Source organism: Tardiphaga robiniae, assembly GCF_013359755.1.
Taxonomy (GTDB): Bacteria; Pseudomonadota; Alphaproteobacteria; order Rhizobiales; family Xanthobacteraceae; genus Tardiphaga; species Tardiphaga robiniae.
The window spans coordinates 147469-162366 of the sequence record NZ_JABMCJ010000072.1 but is presented as its reverse complement, the minus strand read 5'-3'; the positions used below and the strand labels follow the sequence as shown (position 1 = coordinate 162366).

The following is a 14898-nucleotide window of genomic DNA, read 5'->3' as shown; positions in this document are numbered from 1 at the left end:
TGAAGCAGACGGTGGATCTCCTAGGCTGGATCGGAGATGCTATCAGCTAGGTTCCTTACGCAATAACGCGCGATGACCAATTCCTCGTTCGTCGGAATGATCCGTATTTCAACACTGCTATCCCAAGTGCTGATGCACGCGGATCCTGCATCGTTTGCGTCTGCATCGACGGTTAAGCCAAGCCAGCTCATCCGCTCGCAAACGCGCCGTCGAATTTCCTGTGCGTGCTCTCCAATCCCCCCTGTGAAGATCAGGCACTCCATGCCACCAAGGCTATTGACCATCATCGCTGTTTCTCTGGCGATGGACGTCACGAACAGATCGATGGCGTCGGAGGCATGCGGGTCTTTGCTGGCAAGCAGTGCTCGCATGTCGCCTGATAGTCCCGACACTCCAAGTAGCCCGGATTCTCGATAGAGCAGATTTTCGAGGTCGGTTGCCGACATTCCGCGCTCTTGCTGCAGATAGAGGAGCACGCCGGGATCAATGGCGCCGCAGCGGGTAGCCATCACCAGGCCGTCGAGCGGTGTGAAGCCCATCGTGGTGTCGATACTGGCGCCTCCACGCATGGCGCATAGGCTGGCGCCGCTACCCAGATGCGCGACAACGCATCGTTTCTCGGCGCAAGATGGTGAGAGTTCCAGGAATCGTCCGGCAATGAACTCGAATGATAGGCCGTGAAATCCATAGCGGCGGATGCCGGCGTCATGGAGCTGGCGTGGAATGGCAAAGCGGGTGGCGGAGGCGGGAAGTGAGTGGTGGAACGCCGTGTCGAAGCAGGCGATTTGGGGCAGTTCCGGCCTTTCGGTCATGATCGCACGTATCGGCGATAGACAGCGTGGCTGATGCAGTGGCGCTATCGGTGTCAGTTTTTCAAGCTCATTGACTATCGATCCCGTCAATCGAACCGGCGCTGCGAAGGCCAATCCGCCATGGACAACGCGATGACCAACTGCAACCAGATCGTCACTGGCAAGATAGCCATCGACCCAATTCAACGCATCAAGCAGCAGTTCTTCTCCGTGGCCGTCCGCGACCTTGCGATGCCGATCATAGAGAATGGCCCCGTCGGTCTCCCTGATCGTCAGGCGCGGCTCGGCGTCGTGCTCGTCCAGACTCCCCCGGCAGAGCAATCTCGGCTCTCCATCTGATACGATATCGAATAGCGCAAGCTTAATGCTTGAGGAGCCGGAATTCACGACAAGGACGGCATCAGGCATCGCTTGTCCTCAGTCGGCGGTGTGCTTGGGGAAGCGGTCTGGCCAGCTCCAATCGCGAATCTGCGGCATGTCTTCGCCATGGGCGCGCACATAAGTTGTGTGCTCCAGCAGCTTGTCGCGAAACTGCTGCTTGATCGCCGCTGCTGTGATGCCGAGGCGAGGAACGCGTTCGATGACATCGATGGCGAGATGGAAGCGGTCGAGCCGGTTCAGTACCACCATGTCGAACGGTGTGGTCGTCGTCCCTTCTTCCTCGAAGCCGTGCACATGCATGCCGGCATGGTTGGCGCGGCTATAGGTCAGGCGGTGGATCAGGTTGGGATAACCGTGAAAGGCGAAGATCACGGGCTTGTCCCGGGTGAACATGCCATCAAAGTCCCGGTCATCCAGTCCGTGCGGGTGCTGCGTCTTGGGTTGCAACGTCATCAAATCAACGATGTTGACGACACGGATCTTCAAGTCGGGTACGGCCTGCCGCAATAGGTCCACCGCGGCCATGGTTTCCAGGGTAGGCACGTCGCCACAACAGGCCATCACGACATCCGGTTCGCTGCCTGTGTCTTCGGTGCCAGCCCATGGCCAGATACCGATTCCGGCATCGCAATGAGTCGCAGCTTCCTCGATGCCGAGCCATTGCGGCGACGGCTGCTTGCCGGCAACGATGACGTTGATGCGGTCATACGTCCGAAGCACGTGATCGGCGATCCAGAGCAGGGTGTTTGCGTCGGGCGGGAAGTAGATCCGGACGATATCGGCCTTCTTGTTGGCAACCAGGTCGACAAAGCCCGGATCCTGATGACTGAAGCCGTTGTGGTCCTGGCGCCAGACATGGGATGTCAGAAGATAGTTGAGAGAGGCAACGGGGTGTCGCCAGGGTAGCGCCCGGGAAACTTTCAGCCATTTGGCGTGCTGATTGAACATTGAATCAACGATGTGGATGAAGGCCTCATAACAGGACAGCAGTCCGTGGCGGCCGGTCAGCAGATAGCCTTCCAGCCAGCCCTGGCAAAGATGCTCGCTGAGCACTTCCATCACCCGGCCGTCCTGGGCGAGGTGGACATCATACGGCTCGATTCCTTCCATCCAGACGCGCTCGGTCACGTCGAATACCGCGTCGAGCCTGTTGGATGCTGTCTCGTCTGGACCCATGATGCGAAAGTTGCGCGCAGCTGCGTTCAGCTTGATGACGTCGCGCAGGAATTGCCCCATCACGCGGGTCGCTTCGCCTTCGGTCCCGCCGGGATGGGGAACATCGATGGCGTAGTCGCGGAAGTCGGGCAGCTTCAGCTCGCGCTTCAGCAAACCGCCGTTGGCATGAGGATTCGCTCCCATGCGCCGGCGCCCCTGCGGCGCCAGAGCCTGCAACTCAGGTAGCAGCCGGCCGGCTTTGTCGAACAGATCGTCGATCCGGTAGCTGCGCATCCATTCTTCGAGCAGACTGAGATGTTCGGGATTGCCGCGCGGATTGACAATCGGTACCTGGTGAGCGCGCCAGAAACCTTCGACCTTCAAGCCGTCGACTTCCTTGGGGCCGGTCCAGCCCTTTGGACTGCGCATGACGATCATGGGCCATTTCGGCCGATCCACCGTTGCGCGACCGTCACGAGCGGAAGCCTGGATCGCACGAATCCTGTCGATCGCGCGCTCAAGCGTGTGTGCCATCAACGGGTGCATCATGGCGGGATCGCTGCCCTCGACGAACATCGGTTCATGACCGTAGCCATGAAACAGATGGCGTATTTCGTCGTCGCTCATCCGTCCCATCACGGTGGGACTGGCAATTTTGTAACCGTTGAGATGAAGAATGGGCAGTACCGCGCCGTCATGCTTCGGGCTCAAGAACTTGTTGGAGTGCCATGACGCGGCGAGGGGGCCTGTCTCCGCTTCTCCGTCTCCGACGACACAGGTGACGATCAGGTCGGGATTGTCGAAGGCTGCGCCATAGGCGTGTATCAGCGCATAGCCGAGTTCGCCGCCTTCATGGATGGAACCGGGAGTTTCCGGAGCCGCATGACTGGGAATGCCGCCCGGAAACGAGAACTGTCGAAACAGTTTCTGCAGTCCGTCTTCGTCCTGGGTAATGTCCGGATAGACCTCGCTATAGGTACCCTCCAGATATGTATTTGCTACCATCCCCGGGCCGCCATGGCCGGGGCCGCAGATATAGATCATGTCGAGGTCGTGGGCTCGAATAACGCGATTCAGGTGCGCGTAGATGAAGTTTAGCCCAGGCGTGGTTCCCCAATGGCCGAGCAGCCGGGGCTTGATGTGGTCCTTGCGCAACGGCTCGCGCAGCAGGGCGTTGTCGAGCAGATATATCTGACCCACCGACAGGTAATTTGCGGCGCGCCAATAGCGATCAATCAATTGCACCTCGCCGGTACTGAGGAAAGCTTCTCCATAACGTGGCATATGCTGCACCTTGATCCAGTCGCCGCGCAGCGGCAAAATATTTGCCGCCAATATTCGCAATAGCTTTGCCGTAAATTTCAGCGGCTTGCGGGCGCGTCGCCGCGCAATGTGCCGATCTTGAAGTGTTTCTTTGCGTAAGCGACGATTTGGCCATCGGTGGGATGGTCAACGGCCTCGACGCCGACAATGCGGCTGCCGATATGCGTATGCTCTCGCAGATAGGTCGCCAGTTCGGTTTTCGCCTGCGCCGGACCAATGATCAGAATCTCACCGGCATCACTCACCGCGCCCGCCACATCTTTCATCAGCCCCTTGTCTTCGTGGACATGACCGCTTCCGATTTCGTTGGCCTTGTGATGAATGTGGCGTGTCTCGAACGTCGGATGAAGATCGAGTTGATCTGTCCCGGTGAGGCCGACATGGAATATCTTCGCTTCGCGATGGTCGATCCAAACGACCGCATGATAATGATGCATCCTGTTTCCTTGTTTGCGATTTGCTTTCGCGTCTAACTTGCTCTTGCAGCTGTGTTATCCTCTGCAGAAGCCAGGTACATGCTTGCTGTTGCAGAATATCGTCGCAGAACAGTACGGCAAACGGCGAGCGGCCGTTTGACATACGTCAAACAGCCGTCACGTCAGAAACGATCTAATGGAAAAAGACCAGAACGCGCGTGATGATCTAGTTCACTTCATCCAAACCGCCAGAGCGGCGTAAGTTCCGAAGATAAGTTACAGGCCGACGATAAACGGAGTTTCGTTCCGGTGATCAGGCTGAAGGAACTTCGTTGTATGATTTGAGGGCGATCCGTGTCACCCAACATGTAGCCTCCACTTCAACCCGCGTGTCGTCCTGCTGACGATGCTCGATGGCGCCTCCACTGGCCTATTTTGGCATAAGCGCAGGAGATCGTCGTGAGTGCACCTTTGCTGATAGCCAGCGCCAGTGGCGATGAGCTCGAATTACGCCCGACAGGAAGTTGGACCGTCGTCAATGCGGCAACTCTGGAGCAACTATCTGCCAGCATAGCGCCGCAGCTCGCGCGGGCACGGTCGGTAACCGTGAACATGTCCGGCGTCCGGGAGCTCGACATGTTGGGCGCTTGGCTGATCGAGCGATTATCGCGACATTTGGCCAGCGGCGGCCAACGCGCGCACATTGTGGGAGCTGCAGAAGACTATATCGATCTGATCGAGGAATTGAGACAGGTCAATCGACGACGTAATCCGGATCCCACAGAGCGTAACTCCATCGCCGACAGATTGGAAATGCTGGGTCGGGCGGCGCTGGCTGCAGTTCTGGATCTGTCGGCTTTCCTTCAAATGCTCGGCGCGATTTGCCTGGCCGCTGTCGGTGTGCTTCGCCGCCCGAGATCGTTTCGGCTGACATCGCTGGTGTACCAGATCTATCGGGTTGGCTGGCAGGCGCTCCCGATCGTGGTCCTGATCACATTTCTGATCGGTGCCATCATCGCACAGCAGGGTATCTTCCACTTCCGCAAGTTCGGCGCGGAGGCATATGTAGTCGATATGGTCGGGATCCTGGTGTTGCGTGAACTCGGGGTTTTGATCGTTGCAATCATGGTCGCCGGAAGATCCGGGAGCGCCTACACCGCTGAACTGGGCTCCATGAAGATGCGCGAGGAGATTGATGCTCTATCGACGATGGGTCTTGATCCGGTCGATGTGCTGATCCTGCCTCGCGTCGTCGCGTTGATCGTCGCGTTGCCGATCCTAGCCTTCGTGGGGGCGGTCGCGGCGCTTTACGGGGGAGGCCTCGTCGCATGGTTTTATGGGAGAATGTCGCCGGTAACATTCATAGCCCGGTTACATGAGGCGATTTCGGTGACGCATTTCGAAGTGGGTATCATCAAGGCACCATTCATGGCGCTGGTGATCGGGATCGTCGCATGTAGTGAGGGGCTCCGCGTAAAAGGGAGCGCTGAATCCCTAGGCAAACAAACAACGACATCCGTCGTCAAATCGATCTTTCTCGTCATCGTTCTCGACGGACTATTCGCCGTGTTCTTCGCATCGATAGGAATGTAGCGATGCAGGAGACAGATACACATCTTGCCATTCATGTTGAGGACCTAGTTGTCGGTTTCGGTCGCCATATCGTCATCGATCGTCTTTCACTCGATGTTCGGCGCGGCGAAATCCTGGGGCTGGTCGGTGCCTCCGGTGGCGGGAAATCGGTGCTGATGCGGACCGTGATTGGTTTGATTGAGCGGAATAGCGGAAAGATCGAGGTCATGGGGAGCGATATCGGTCTGACGCCCGGGCGCCGGACAAGGGATGTCGCTGCAAAATGGGGAGTGTTGTTTCAGCAGGGGGCACTGTTCTCGTCACTTACGGCATTGCAGAACGTCGAGTTTCCACTTCGCGAGAATGCAACGCTCTCGGACGAGCTCATGACCGAGATTGCGAGTGCCAAGCTGGAAATGGTGGGTCTCGCGCCGGAAGACGGTGCCAAGTTTCCGTCGGAACTTTCCGGCGGCATGACAAAGCGAGTCGCGCTTGCACGCGCATTGGCGCTGGATCCGGCCATCGTCTTTCTCGATGAACCGACTTCCGGCCTCGATCCTATCGCAGCTGGCGATTTCGATACGCTGATCAAGACGTTGCAGAAGACGCTGGGACTCACGGTCTTCATGGTCACGCACGATCTCGCCAGTCTGAATACCGTTTGTGATCGCGTTGCCGCCCTGGCTGATGGAAAAATCGTCACGATCGGACCGATGAGCGAGCTGCTTCGATCCGAGCATCCATGGGTTAAGGCTTATTTCCACGGCAAGCGCTCCCTCATGCTCCAACCAAAGGCGATTTGATATGGAAACGCGCGCTCCTTTCGTCATCGTCGGCGCATTCGTTCTCGCAGCTATCGCTGCGGTATTCGGCTTTATATTCTGGCTGCATAGCACCGGAAATTCAGGTCCGCGGACTACCTATCAGATTCAGTTCGACGGCTCTGTGCCGGGTCTGCTGGTGGGCGCCGCGGTGCTCTTTAACGGCATTCGCGTAGGGGAGGTGACGCGTCTCGATTTGGCGGCCGATAGCCCCAGTCGCGTCAATGCAAGCATCTCGGTTGTGAACACCACTCCCGTTCGCCGTGACACAAAGGTGGGATTGGACTTCCAGGGACTGACGGGGGTGCCGGTAATCGCATTGGAGGGAGGTAAATTGTTGACGAATTCCGCTCCCGTGACGATGCTGGTAGCCGAACCCGGCGCTGGCCGCAGTATGACACAAGCGGCACGCGATGCCCTTGGGCGGGTCGACGGCGTTCTGGCGGACAATGCCGCGCCGCTCAAAAGCACGATCGCCAATCTTCAAGTGTTCTCAGAAGGACTCGCTCGCAACACTGGAAAGCTCGACGGAATTGTCAGCGGTCTGGAGCGAATGACGGGCGGCGGCGCTTCTCCGGTATCTAAGGTGACCTATAATCTTCGCGCTGCTGTTGATTTCCCGGCACCAACCAAAATACTTAAGGGGCAGTTCGCGATACCCGAGCCAACAGCTGTCGTCCTTTTGCAGACGCAACGATTCTTGTTTTCGCAGCCCAAGGACACGGCGGCCTTCCCCGATGCGCAGTGGGCAGACAGCATCCCCAAGCTCATCCAGGCGAAGATCTTGGAGAGTTTCGAAAACTACGACGTAACACATGCACCCACGCGGCCGCTGGACGGCGTTCAGCCCGATTATCAGCTTTTGATCGATGTCAGACGATTTGACGTTGGGCCTGATGAAACACCTGCGGCAGAAATTGAGTTGTCTACAAAGATTCTGGATAAGGATGGAAAGGTCATGGCTTCACGGATATTTCGCCAGAGCCAGAGGATCGAAAAGCTGGATGCACCAGGAACCGTTCGGGCTTTCGACTCCGCTTTCTCAAGCCTTGCCAAAGAGCTCGTCTCTTGGACTACCCAGAGTTTCTGACTTCGGAATCAGCAATGGTTGGCTTGTCCGCTTTGCGATCGAGATTTTAGCGGCTGGAAGCGTCTTGGCTCCGATCTCAACCCGTGTGCAGGGCGCCTGGCGAGCTCGGCCATCGGGGTTGTACGGGCGATGTGGACGTCCAGCCTTCCGTGCTGCTACGTGTTCGGTCGCATTCATCTTGATCGTTTGTCCGGGCCCCGTTTCGCATGCAGAATTCCACTGGCCAGAGGAGGCGGATGTCGCTGGCGGGCATCCGTCTTGACCGGGCTTCGTCAGTTGCATTGCCCCAGCAAATCGCGGCGCAGATGCGCGACGGGATTCTGCACGGGACGCTGCCGGCGGGCACCCAGTTTCTCGGTTCGCGGGAGATTGCGCGCGAGCTTGGTTGCTCGCGCATGGTGGTGTTGAGTGCCTGGGACATCCTCTACGCCGAAGGCTATCTGGAATCGATGCCGCGCGGCGGTGTCTCGGTCGCCGCAGTGAGCCGCAACGCGGCATCGCCGGTGGACGTGTCTGCGGATACCTCTCGTATCGCCGGTCCCATCTCTCAGCGCTGGCAGTCGCTGATTGGCTTCACCTATGAGACCAATTGGGCGTCCGATTTCAGCCCCGGTGCGCCCGATATCTCGACCTTTCCGTTCGGCGACTGGGCTCGGTTGCTGCGCCAGACGTCGCTGCAACCCGACAAGGAGGAATGCCTCGATTTGTCCCCGGCCGGGCTTCCCGAGCTTCGGCGCGAGATCGCGGATTTCCTCGGCGCGGTACGTGGTCTCGTCTGCACGCCTGAGCAGATCGTCGTGACCTCGGGCACTTCCAGCGCGCTCGACCTGTGCAGCCGCATGATCCTCGATCATGGCGACGAAGTTTGGGTGGAGGAACCGGGCTTCGTCGAGGCGCAGTGGTCGCTGACAGCGGCGGGCGGTAAACTGGTGCCGATACCGGTGGACGACAAGGGGCTGTGCGTCACCGAGGGCATTCGCCGCGCGCCGAAGGCGAAGCTGATCGTGGTGACGCCGTCGCATCAATATCCGCTCGGCGTCAGCATGGGGTTGGAGCGGCGGCTGGAATTGCTCGACTGGGCCAATCGCAACGATGTCTGGATTGTCGAGGACGACTACAATTCCGAGTTCCGACATCAGGACAGCATGATCGCGTCGCTGAAGTCGCTCGACCGCGAGCAGCGCGTGATCTATCTCGGCACCTTCTCCAAGATCATGATGCCGAGCTTGCGCCTGGGCTATATCGTCGCGCCGGAGCGCTTCGTCGAGATCTTCACCAAGGGCCGCGCGCGTATCGACGTGCACAGTTCCGGCATCGGCCAGCGCGCGCTCGCCGAATTCATGCGCGAGGGCCATCTGCTGCGCCATCTCCGCCGCATGCGAAAAGTCTATGCGGAGCGGCAGAAGGCCCTGATGGATGCGATCCGTCAGTATTTGCCTGATGATCTCACCGTCGCTCCCTGCGCAACCGGTCTTCATCTCGTCGCTCTGTTCACCGAGCGCCTGAAGGCGCGGATGAGCGATGTGGAGGCGGCACGGTTGTTGAAGCAAGCGGGTCTCCACGTGCAGCCGCTATCGCAGAACCATCTGGAGACGCCGATCTATGCCGGCCTCGTATTGGGCTACGGCCGCCTCAAGCCCACCGATGCGACGCGCCTGATCGCGAAAATGGCGCAGATTCTCGGTGTGAAGCCATCTGCAGCGAAAAAATAATCCGATCCGCCATATGCGTTTCCCGGCAGTGGTCACGCGCCCGCGAATTGCGCAATCTTCGGCGGGGTGCTCCCGGCCGCCGCCAAGGCGCGATCGCGTCGAACCATCGATAGCGCGATAACTGCCGCACATCCTGCGTCTGAATGGATCGGCGCGCCGATGGGATCGTTGCTGCATTCGCGTGCAGCATTTGCACTGTAACCAAGCACCTTGGCCCATCGCTCGCGCGTTACGCTGCGTCCGGCAATCTGGCCTAGTCGTTTCCAGCGAGTCTGGCTCTATCCGGATGCGCGCGACGCGCCAAGATTTGCAGAACGAGGTTCGACAGGGGACGGTGGCAGATGATGGCTGATCGCGGACGTTTGTTGAGATTGACGGGCAGCGTGCTGCTCATGGTGCTCACACCAGCGGCGGCACAGGCGCAGACGCGTGCGGAGACGCTGCGTCAGGTGACCGGTAACAATATCCCCACGCTGGACCCGACCACGCCGGGGGCGACGCGCGAGGCGTTCGGCGTCTCGACCAGCATCTATGACCGCCTTGTGGCCTTCGACCGCAAGCGCGACGAGAACGGCGTCTGGGTATTCGACCGCAGCAAGATCCGCGGCGAATTGGCCGAGAGCTATGAGGTCAGCCCGGACGGGCTGAAGATCACCTTCAAGCTGCGCGATACCAAGTGGCACGATGGCACGCCCGTCACCGCAGAAGACGTGAAATGGTCGCTCGATCGTGCCGTCACGGCCAAATCTATTGCTGCAGGGCAAATGGGCACGGGATCGCTGACCAAGGCCGAGCAGTTCGCGATGGTCGATGATCGCACGATCACTGTAACACTACCCAAAGCGGATCGTCTGGCGCTGGCCAATCTCGCCACACCGCTGGCGCCGATCTTCAACAGCAAGCTCGCGAAGCAGCATGCGACAGCCGAAGATCCCTGGGCTCAGGAATGGCTGAAGACCAATACCGCCGGCTCGGGCGCCTACACGGTCGAGATGTTCAAGCCGGGTGAACAGTTGATCCTGAAGCGCAACGACAACTGGAAGAGCGGTCGTGACGGCAAGCTTCCTTACTTCAAGCGCGTTATCGAACAGACCATCGGCGATCCCGCTACGCGGGCCAATCTGATCGAGAAGGGCGATGCCGACATCGCCATCGATCTGCAGGCCAGCGACGTACCGTCGCTGCAACAGCGCGGCAAGGTCAAGGTGGAATCGACGCCGCAGACCAACGGCTTCACCATGATCGCCTTCAACACGCAGATGGCGCCGTTCGACAATCTCAAGGTCCGTCAGGCCATCGCCATGGCGCTGCCCTATAACGACATGTTCAGCGCAGCAATCTTCAAACGTGGCTTTCCGCTGTTCGGCGCATCGTGGACGTCGCCGCCGAATGCCGATTTCCCGCAGCCGATGCCGGCGAAGACCGATATGGCCAAGGCCAAGCAGCTTCTGGCTGAAGCCGGTTTCGAGAAGGGCTTCAAGACCACTTTCAGCATCAATGTCGGCTCCGCCGCTGTCACCGAGCCGATGGCGGCGCTGCTGAAGGAGGCGCTGGCGAAGCTCAACATTGAGGTCGACGTGCAGAAGCTGCCGGACTCGCAGATGTCGACGCAGATCACCGAGAAGAAGCTGCCGTTCTTCACCGAAGGTTCCACCGCCTGGCTGCCGACCACCGATTACTTCTTCCGCAATTTCTTCACCGGTAACCAGCGCTGGAATTACAGCTCCTGGAATGACGAGCTGGTGGTGAAACTGGCCAATCAGGCTCGGTTCGAGCAGGATCAGGCCAAGTATGATGAGATGGGCAAGCAGATGATCGCGGAATACGTCAAGGAAATTCCGCTGGTGCTCTTGTGGCAGGCTAACCAGGACGCCGTGACGATCCCGCAACTCGATGGCTACACCTACTGGTTTCACCGCCAAGTCGACTTCCGCGATCTCGCCCGCAAGTAAGCGAAGACGAACGACCCGACGATGTAGCCCTTGTGCTGCATCGCCGGCCCTGAACGAAAGCGGGACCAACGCGCGTGACGAATATCTGGGAAATCGGAACCGACATCGGTGGCACCTTCACCGATATCATCGCCATTCGGCGCGACACGTCAGAGACGCGGATCGCCAAAGTGCCGTCGCGCCCACATGCGCCGGTGCAGGCGATGCTGGAAGCGATCGAGGCGGTCGGCCTGCGCAAGAGCGATGTGAAGCGTTTCATTCATGGCACCACCCGGATCACCAATGCGATCGTCGAGGAGCGTCTGCCCAGGATCGCCCTGATCGCGACCAAGGGGTTCGAGGACGTTCTGGAGATCGCCAGATATCGCCGCCGCGATCTCTATCGTCTGGACATCGCGCCAAAGGCCAAGGCGCTGGTGCCGCGTGAATTGTGCTTCGCGCTCGATGAGCGTCTCGACCATGAAGGTCAGGTTTTGAAGCCGCTGGCCGAAGCCGAGATCGAACGCCTGATCGCCTGGCTGAAGGAGACCGGCGTGGAAAGCGTCGCCGTCTCGCTGCTGCATGCCTATGCCAATCCCGTCCATGAACAGATGCTGGCGGAACGGCTGAAGACCATCGTGCCGCATGTCTCGCTGTCGCATGAGATCAATCCCGAAGCGCGCGAATATGAGCGCACGTCGTCGACGGCGTTCAATGCGGCGGCGATGCCAATTGCGGTGGAATATCTGAGCGAGCTTGAAGAGCGTCTGCCCATCGGTCCGGGCCTGCAGGTCTTTCATTCCGCCGGCGCGATGATCCCGATTTCTGCCGTCAAACGCCGCCCGCTGGTGATGGCGATGTCTGGCCCGGCCGCCGGCGTCGCGGCCTCGGTCAGCATCGCGCGCCAGCTCAAAAAATCCCGCGTGCTCACTTTCGATATGGGCGGCACGACGACCGACGTCTGCCTCATCGTCGATGGTCAGGCGGAGATGGCCGACGGCAAGATGCTTGGCGATCGCCCGCTGCGTCAGCCGATGCTCGCGGTGCATTCCATCGGCGCCGGCGGTGGCTCCATCGTGCGCGCGGGCGCAGGCGGTCTGACCGTCGGGCCGGAAAGTGCCGGCTCCGAGCCGGGCCCAGCCTGCTATGGCCGTGGCGGCACCAGGCCGACCATCACCGATGCCAATGCGCTGCTCGGTTATCTCAACCCCGAAACCAAGCTCGGCGACCGCATCGGCATAGCTGTCGATGCCGCAGCCCGCGTGATCGAGCCGATCGCGCAGGGCCTTGGACTCAGCCTTACTGAGACCGCGCTCGGCATCATCCGCGTCGCGAATGCCACCATGGCCCGCGCGCTGCGCCGCGTGACGGTCGAACGCGGCATCGATGGTCGCGACTGTACGCTGTTGGCGTTTGGCGGTGGTGGCCCGATGCATGCGGCGGGCCTCGCCGAACTCTACGGGATCACAGAGATCGTGGTGCCCGCTGCGTCCAGCGCCTTCTCCGCGCTGGGATGTCTGACTGCGGATTTCAGCTTCCTGCAGCAGCAGACGTTGCGCGTGGCGCTGGACGGAATTGACCTGGCCAAGGTCACGCAGCGCATCGAAGCGCTGGTCGAGCAGACCTTTGCACCTCTGCTGGCCAATGCGATTCCGCGCGCGTCGATCCAGACCGAACTGGTCGCGCTGATGCGCTATGCCGCGCAGGCCGATGCGATCCCGGTGCCGTTCACGATGCCGCTGGACGTCGACAAGCTGCGGCAGGACTTCCTCGTCAAGCATCGCGAATTGTTCGGCTATGCGACCAGCGAGAGCTGCGTGATCGAATCCGTGCGTGCGCAGGCCCGCCAGCCCTCGACCACCGAAGTCAGCCGTCCAAAGACGGCGCTGCGCACCATGGCGACTCCCAGGCGCCGCTGTTCGTTCGATGGCGCACTGGATGTGATGACCGATGTGATCGATCGCAGCGCGATGACCGACACCATTATTGGCCCTGCGATCATCGAAGACGCTTGGTCCACCGTGGTGCTGCCACCGCAATGGCAGGCGACGCCGGATGCCAATGGCAACCTCTATCTCGCGAAGGTGATGTCATGAAGCTCGACCCGTTCGCCGTCGAGGTGATCCGCCATGGCCTGTCGGCCGCAGCGGAAGAGATGAGCCTGGTGATGACACGTTCGGCGCGTTCACCGCTGCTGCGCGAGGCCGGTGATCTGTCTTCGGCGATCACCGATGCGCAGGGCGAACTGGTCGGGCAGGGCCGCGACATCCCCGTTCATCTCGGCGCCATGGCCTATACGATCCGCGAATTGCTGAAGGTCGTGCCGGCTGCGACGCTGAGCGAAGGCGATGTGCTGATCTATAATCTCGGCGCGCTCGGCGGCAATCACCTCAACGACGTTAAGGTCGTTCGCCCGGTGTTCTTCGAGGGGGACATCGTCGCTTTCGCCGTCAGTCTCGCGCATTGGCCCGATATCGGCGGCACCTGGCCTGGCAGCTATCTCGCCAAGGCCATCGACACCTTTCAGGAAGCACTGCGGATTCCGCCGATCAAGATCGCCACGGCAGCAGGCGTCAGCGATGCCATCGTCCAGTTCCTCAAGGTGAATGTCCGCGATCCCGAATCCTGCGAGGGCGATCTGCTCGGCCAGATTGCCTGCACACTGGCCGGCGAAAAGCGCATCGTCGAATTGTGCAAGCAGCACGGCAAGGCAATGTTCGTGGCGGCGCTGTCGCGGCTGCACGATCTCTCCGAAGCCGAAATGCGCGAAGCCATTCTCGGGCTACCTGACGGCGTCTATGAAGGCGAAGATTTCCTCGATGACGGCGGCCCTGGCGATGAACCGGCCCGCATCCATGTCAAGATCACGATCAAGGGCGACGAAGCGACGTTCGATCTGTCCGGCAGTTGCGACCGGGTCTCGAATTTCTGCAATACGACGTCCTTCATCGCGAAATCCGCGGTGGCCTATAGCGCGCGCATCATGAGCGGGCGTGATATGCAGCAGAATGGCGGCGCGTTGCGTCCGCTCACCATCATCACCCGTCCGGGCTCGATCTTCGAACCCGGTCTCACCGCGCCGGTGGCGGCCGGTAATCACGAGACGTCGCTGCGCATCGTCGATGCGATCTTCCTGGCCATGCAGGATGTGATTCCGGAGCGGCTGTCGTCGGGCGGCGCCACCACGTCAGGCATGCTCTCTTTCGCCGAGCCGCGGCAGGATGGCTCGTGGAAGATGCTGTACGAGGTCCATGCCGGCGGCGAGGGCGCGCGGCATGACCGCGCCGGCTGCGCTGCGACCCGCGTGCACCTGACGAACACCTCCAACACGCCGGCGGAGGCCATCGAGGCCAACTACAATATTCGCGTCGAGCAGCAGGCGATCCGCTGGGGCTCCGGCGGCGCTGGCGCCTATCCGGGCGGCGACGGTGTCGTGCGCAGCTACCGCATCCTTGCGCCGAGCATGCATCTGACCAGTTGCGTCGAGCGCAAGCTTATTCCCCCGTTTGGCCTGAAGGGCGGCGCACCCGGCAAGACCGCACGCCTCACGCTCACGCGGGGCGACGAGGTGATCGATGTCGAGGGCAAGTCGAACCTCGTGCTGCAACGGGACGATCTCATCACCATCGAGATGTGCGGCGGCGGCGGCTATGGCCGCGCGTGATGCACCTCCGCAAGGAAAAGG

At 60.3% G+C, this 14898-nt stretch carries 10 protein-coding genes; 7 read left to right on the top strand and 3 right to left on the bottom strand.

Annotation, left to right across the window (positions count from 1 at the left end; all coding sequences use genetic code 11):
• Window positions 1–20 precede the first annotated feature (20 nt).
• From HP556_RS06480 to HP556_RS06470, 3 genes are all read right to left on the bottom strand, one after another.
• On the bottom strand, window positions 21–1220 hold the full coding sequence (locus tag HP556_RS06480) for an acetate/propionate family kinase (RefSeq protein WP_175366335.1): 1200 nt from the start codon (window positions 1218–1220) through the stop codon (window positions 21–23).
• 9 nt (window positions 1221–1229) lie between these two features.
• Window positions 1230–3632 (bottom strand): phosphoketolase family protein, encoded by a 2403-nt coding sequence (locus HP556_RS06475; protein ID WP_175366334.1) that lies wholly within the window; start codon window positions 3630–3632, stop codon window positions 1230–1232.
• A gap of 77 nt (window positions 3633–3709) precedes the next feature.
• A complete protein-coding gene (locus HP556_RS06470) occupies window positions 3710–4108 on the bottom strand; it encodes a translational machinery protein (protein ID WP_175366333.1) in 399 nt (132 codons plus the stop codon).
• A 438-nt stretch (window positions 4109–4546) separates the two neighbouring features.
• On the opposite strand from HP556_RS06470, the gene HP556_RS06465 reads away from it, so the two are divergent.
• The 7 genes from HP556_RS06465 to HP556_RS06435 all read left to right on the top strand — a co-directional run bounded on the left by HP556_RS06465 (window position 4547) and on the right by HP556_RS06435 (window position 14877).
• Complete coding sequence (locus HP556_RS06465; protein WP_420878649.1) at window positions 4547–5680, top strand: MlaE family ABC transporter permease; 1134 nt, start codon at window positions 4547–4549, stop codon at window positions 5678–5680.
• A gap of 2 nt (window positions 5681–5682) precedes the next feature.
• Entirely contained in the window at window positions 5683–6462 is a 780-nt protein-coding gene (locus tag HP556_RS06460; protein ID WP_120287014.1) for an ABC transporter ATP-binding protein, read from the top strand.
• A gap of 1 nt (window position 6463) precedes the next feature.
• Window positions 6464–7570 carry an ABC-type transport auxiliary lipoprotein family protein gene (locus tag HP556_RS06455; protein WP_175366332.1) on the top strand — a complete coding sequence of 369 codons (1107 nt, stop codon included), beginning with the start codon at window positions 6464–6466 and terminating at the stop codon, window positions 7568–7570.
• 206 nt (window positions 7571–7776) lie between these two features.
• Window positions 7777–9282 (top strand): MocR-like pyridoxine biosynthesis transcription factor PdxR, encoded by a 1506-nt coding sequence (pdxR, locus tag HP556_RS06450; protein ID WP_175366331.1) that lies wholly within the window; start codon window positions 7777–7779, stop codon window positions 9280–9282.
• Between the two features lie 341 nt (window positions 9283–9623).
• Window positions 9624–11234: an ABC transporter substrate-binding protein gene (locus HP556_RS06445; protein ID WP_175366330.1), complete on the top strand. Its 1611-nt coding sequence runs from the start codon at window positions 9624–9626 to the stop codon at window positions 11232–11234.
• Window positions 11235–11308: 74 nt separating this feature from the next.
• On the top strand, window positions 11309–13309 hold the full coding sequence (locus tag HP556_RS06440; RefSeq protein WP_175366329.1) for a hydantoinase/oxoprolinase family protein: 2001 nt from the start codon (window positions 11309–11311) through the stop codon (window positions 13307–13309).
• The gene (locus HP556_RS06435) at window positions 13306–14877 is read left to right on the top strand and encodes a hydantoinase B/oxoprolinase family protein (RefSeq protein WP_175366328.1); all 1572 of its coding nucleotides are present in this window, start codon (window positions 13306–13308) and stop codon (window positions 14875–14877) included. The genes HP556_RS06440 and HP556_RS06435 overlap by 4 nt, the downstream gene beginning before the upstream one ends.
• The last annotated feature ends 21 nt before the right edge of the window (window positions 14878–14898 follow it).

Excerpts from the sequence above, each read along its gene's own strand:
- HP556_RS06445 (WP_175366330.1), top strand. The coding sequence starts at position 9,624 with ATGATGGCTGATCGCGGACGTTTGTTGAGATTGACGGGCAGCGTGCTG.
- HP556_RS06475 (WP_175366334.1), bottom strand. The coding sequence starts at position 3,632 with ATGCCACGTTATGGAGAAGCTTTCCTCAGTACCGGCGAGGTGCAATTG.
- HP556_RS06435 (WP_175366328.1), top strand. The coding sequence starts at position 13,306 with ATGAAGCTCGACCCGTTCGCCGTCGAGGTGATCCGCCATGGCCTGTCG.
- pdxR (WP_175366331.1), top strand. The coding sequence starts at position 7,777 with ATGCAGAATTCCACTGGCCAGAGGAGGCGGATGTCGCTGGCGGGCATC.
- HP556_RS06480 (WP_175366335.1), bottom strand. The coding sequence starts at position 1,220 with ATGCCTGATGCCGTCCTTGTCGTGAATTCCGGCTCCTCAAGCATTAAG.
- HP556_RS06460 (WP_120287014.1), top strand. The coding sequence starts at position 5,683 with ATGCAGGAGACAGATACACATCTTGCCATTCATGTTGAGGACCTAGTT.
- HP556_RS06455 (WP_175366332.1), top strand. The coding sequence starts at position 6,464 with ATGGAAACGCGCGCTCCTTTCGTCATCGTCGGCGCATTCGTTCTCGCA.
- HP556_RS06470 (WP_175366333.1), bottom strand. The coding sequence starts at position 4,108 with ATGCATCATTATCATGCGGTCGTTTGGATCGACCATCGCGAAGCGAAG.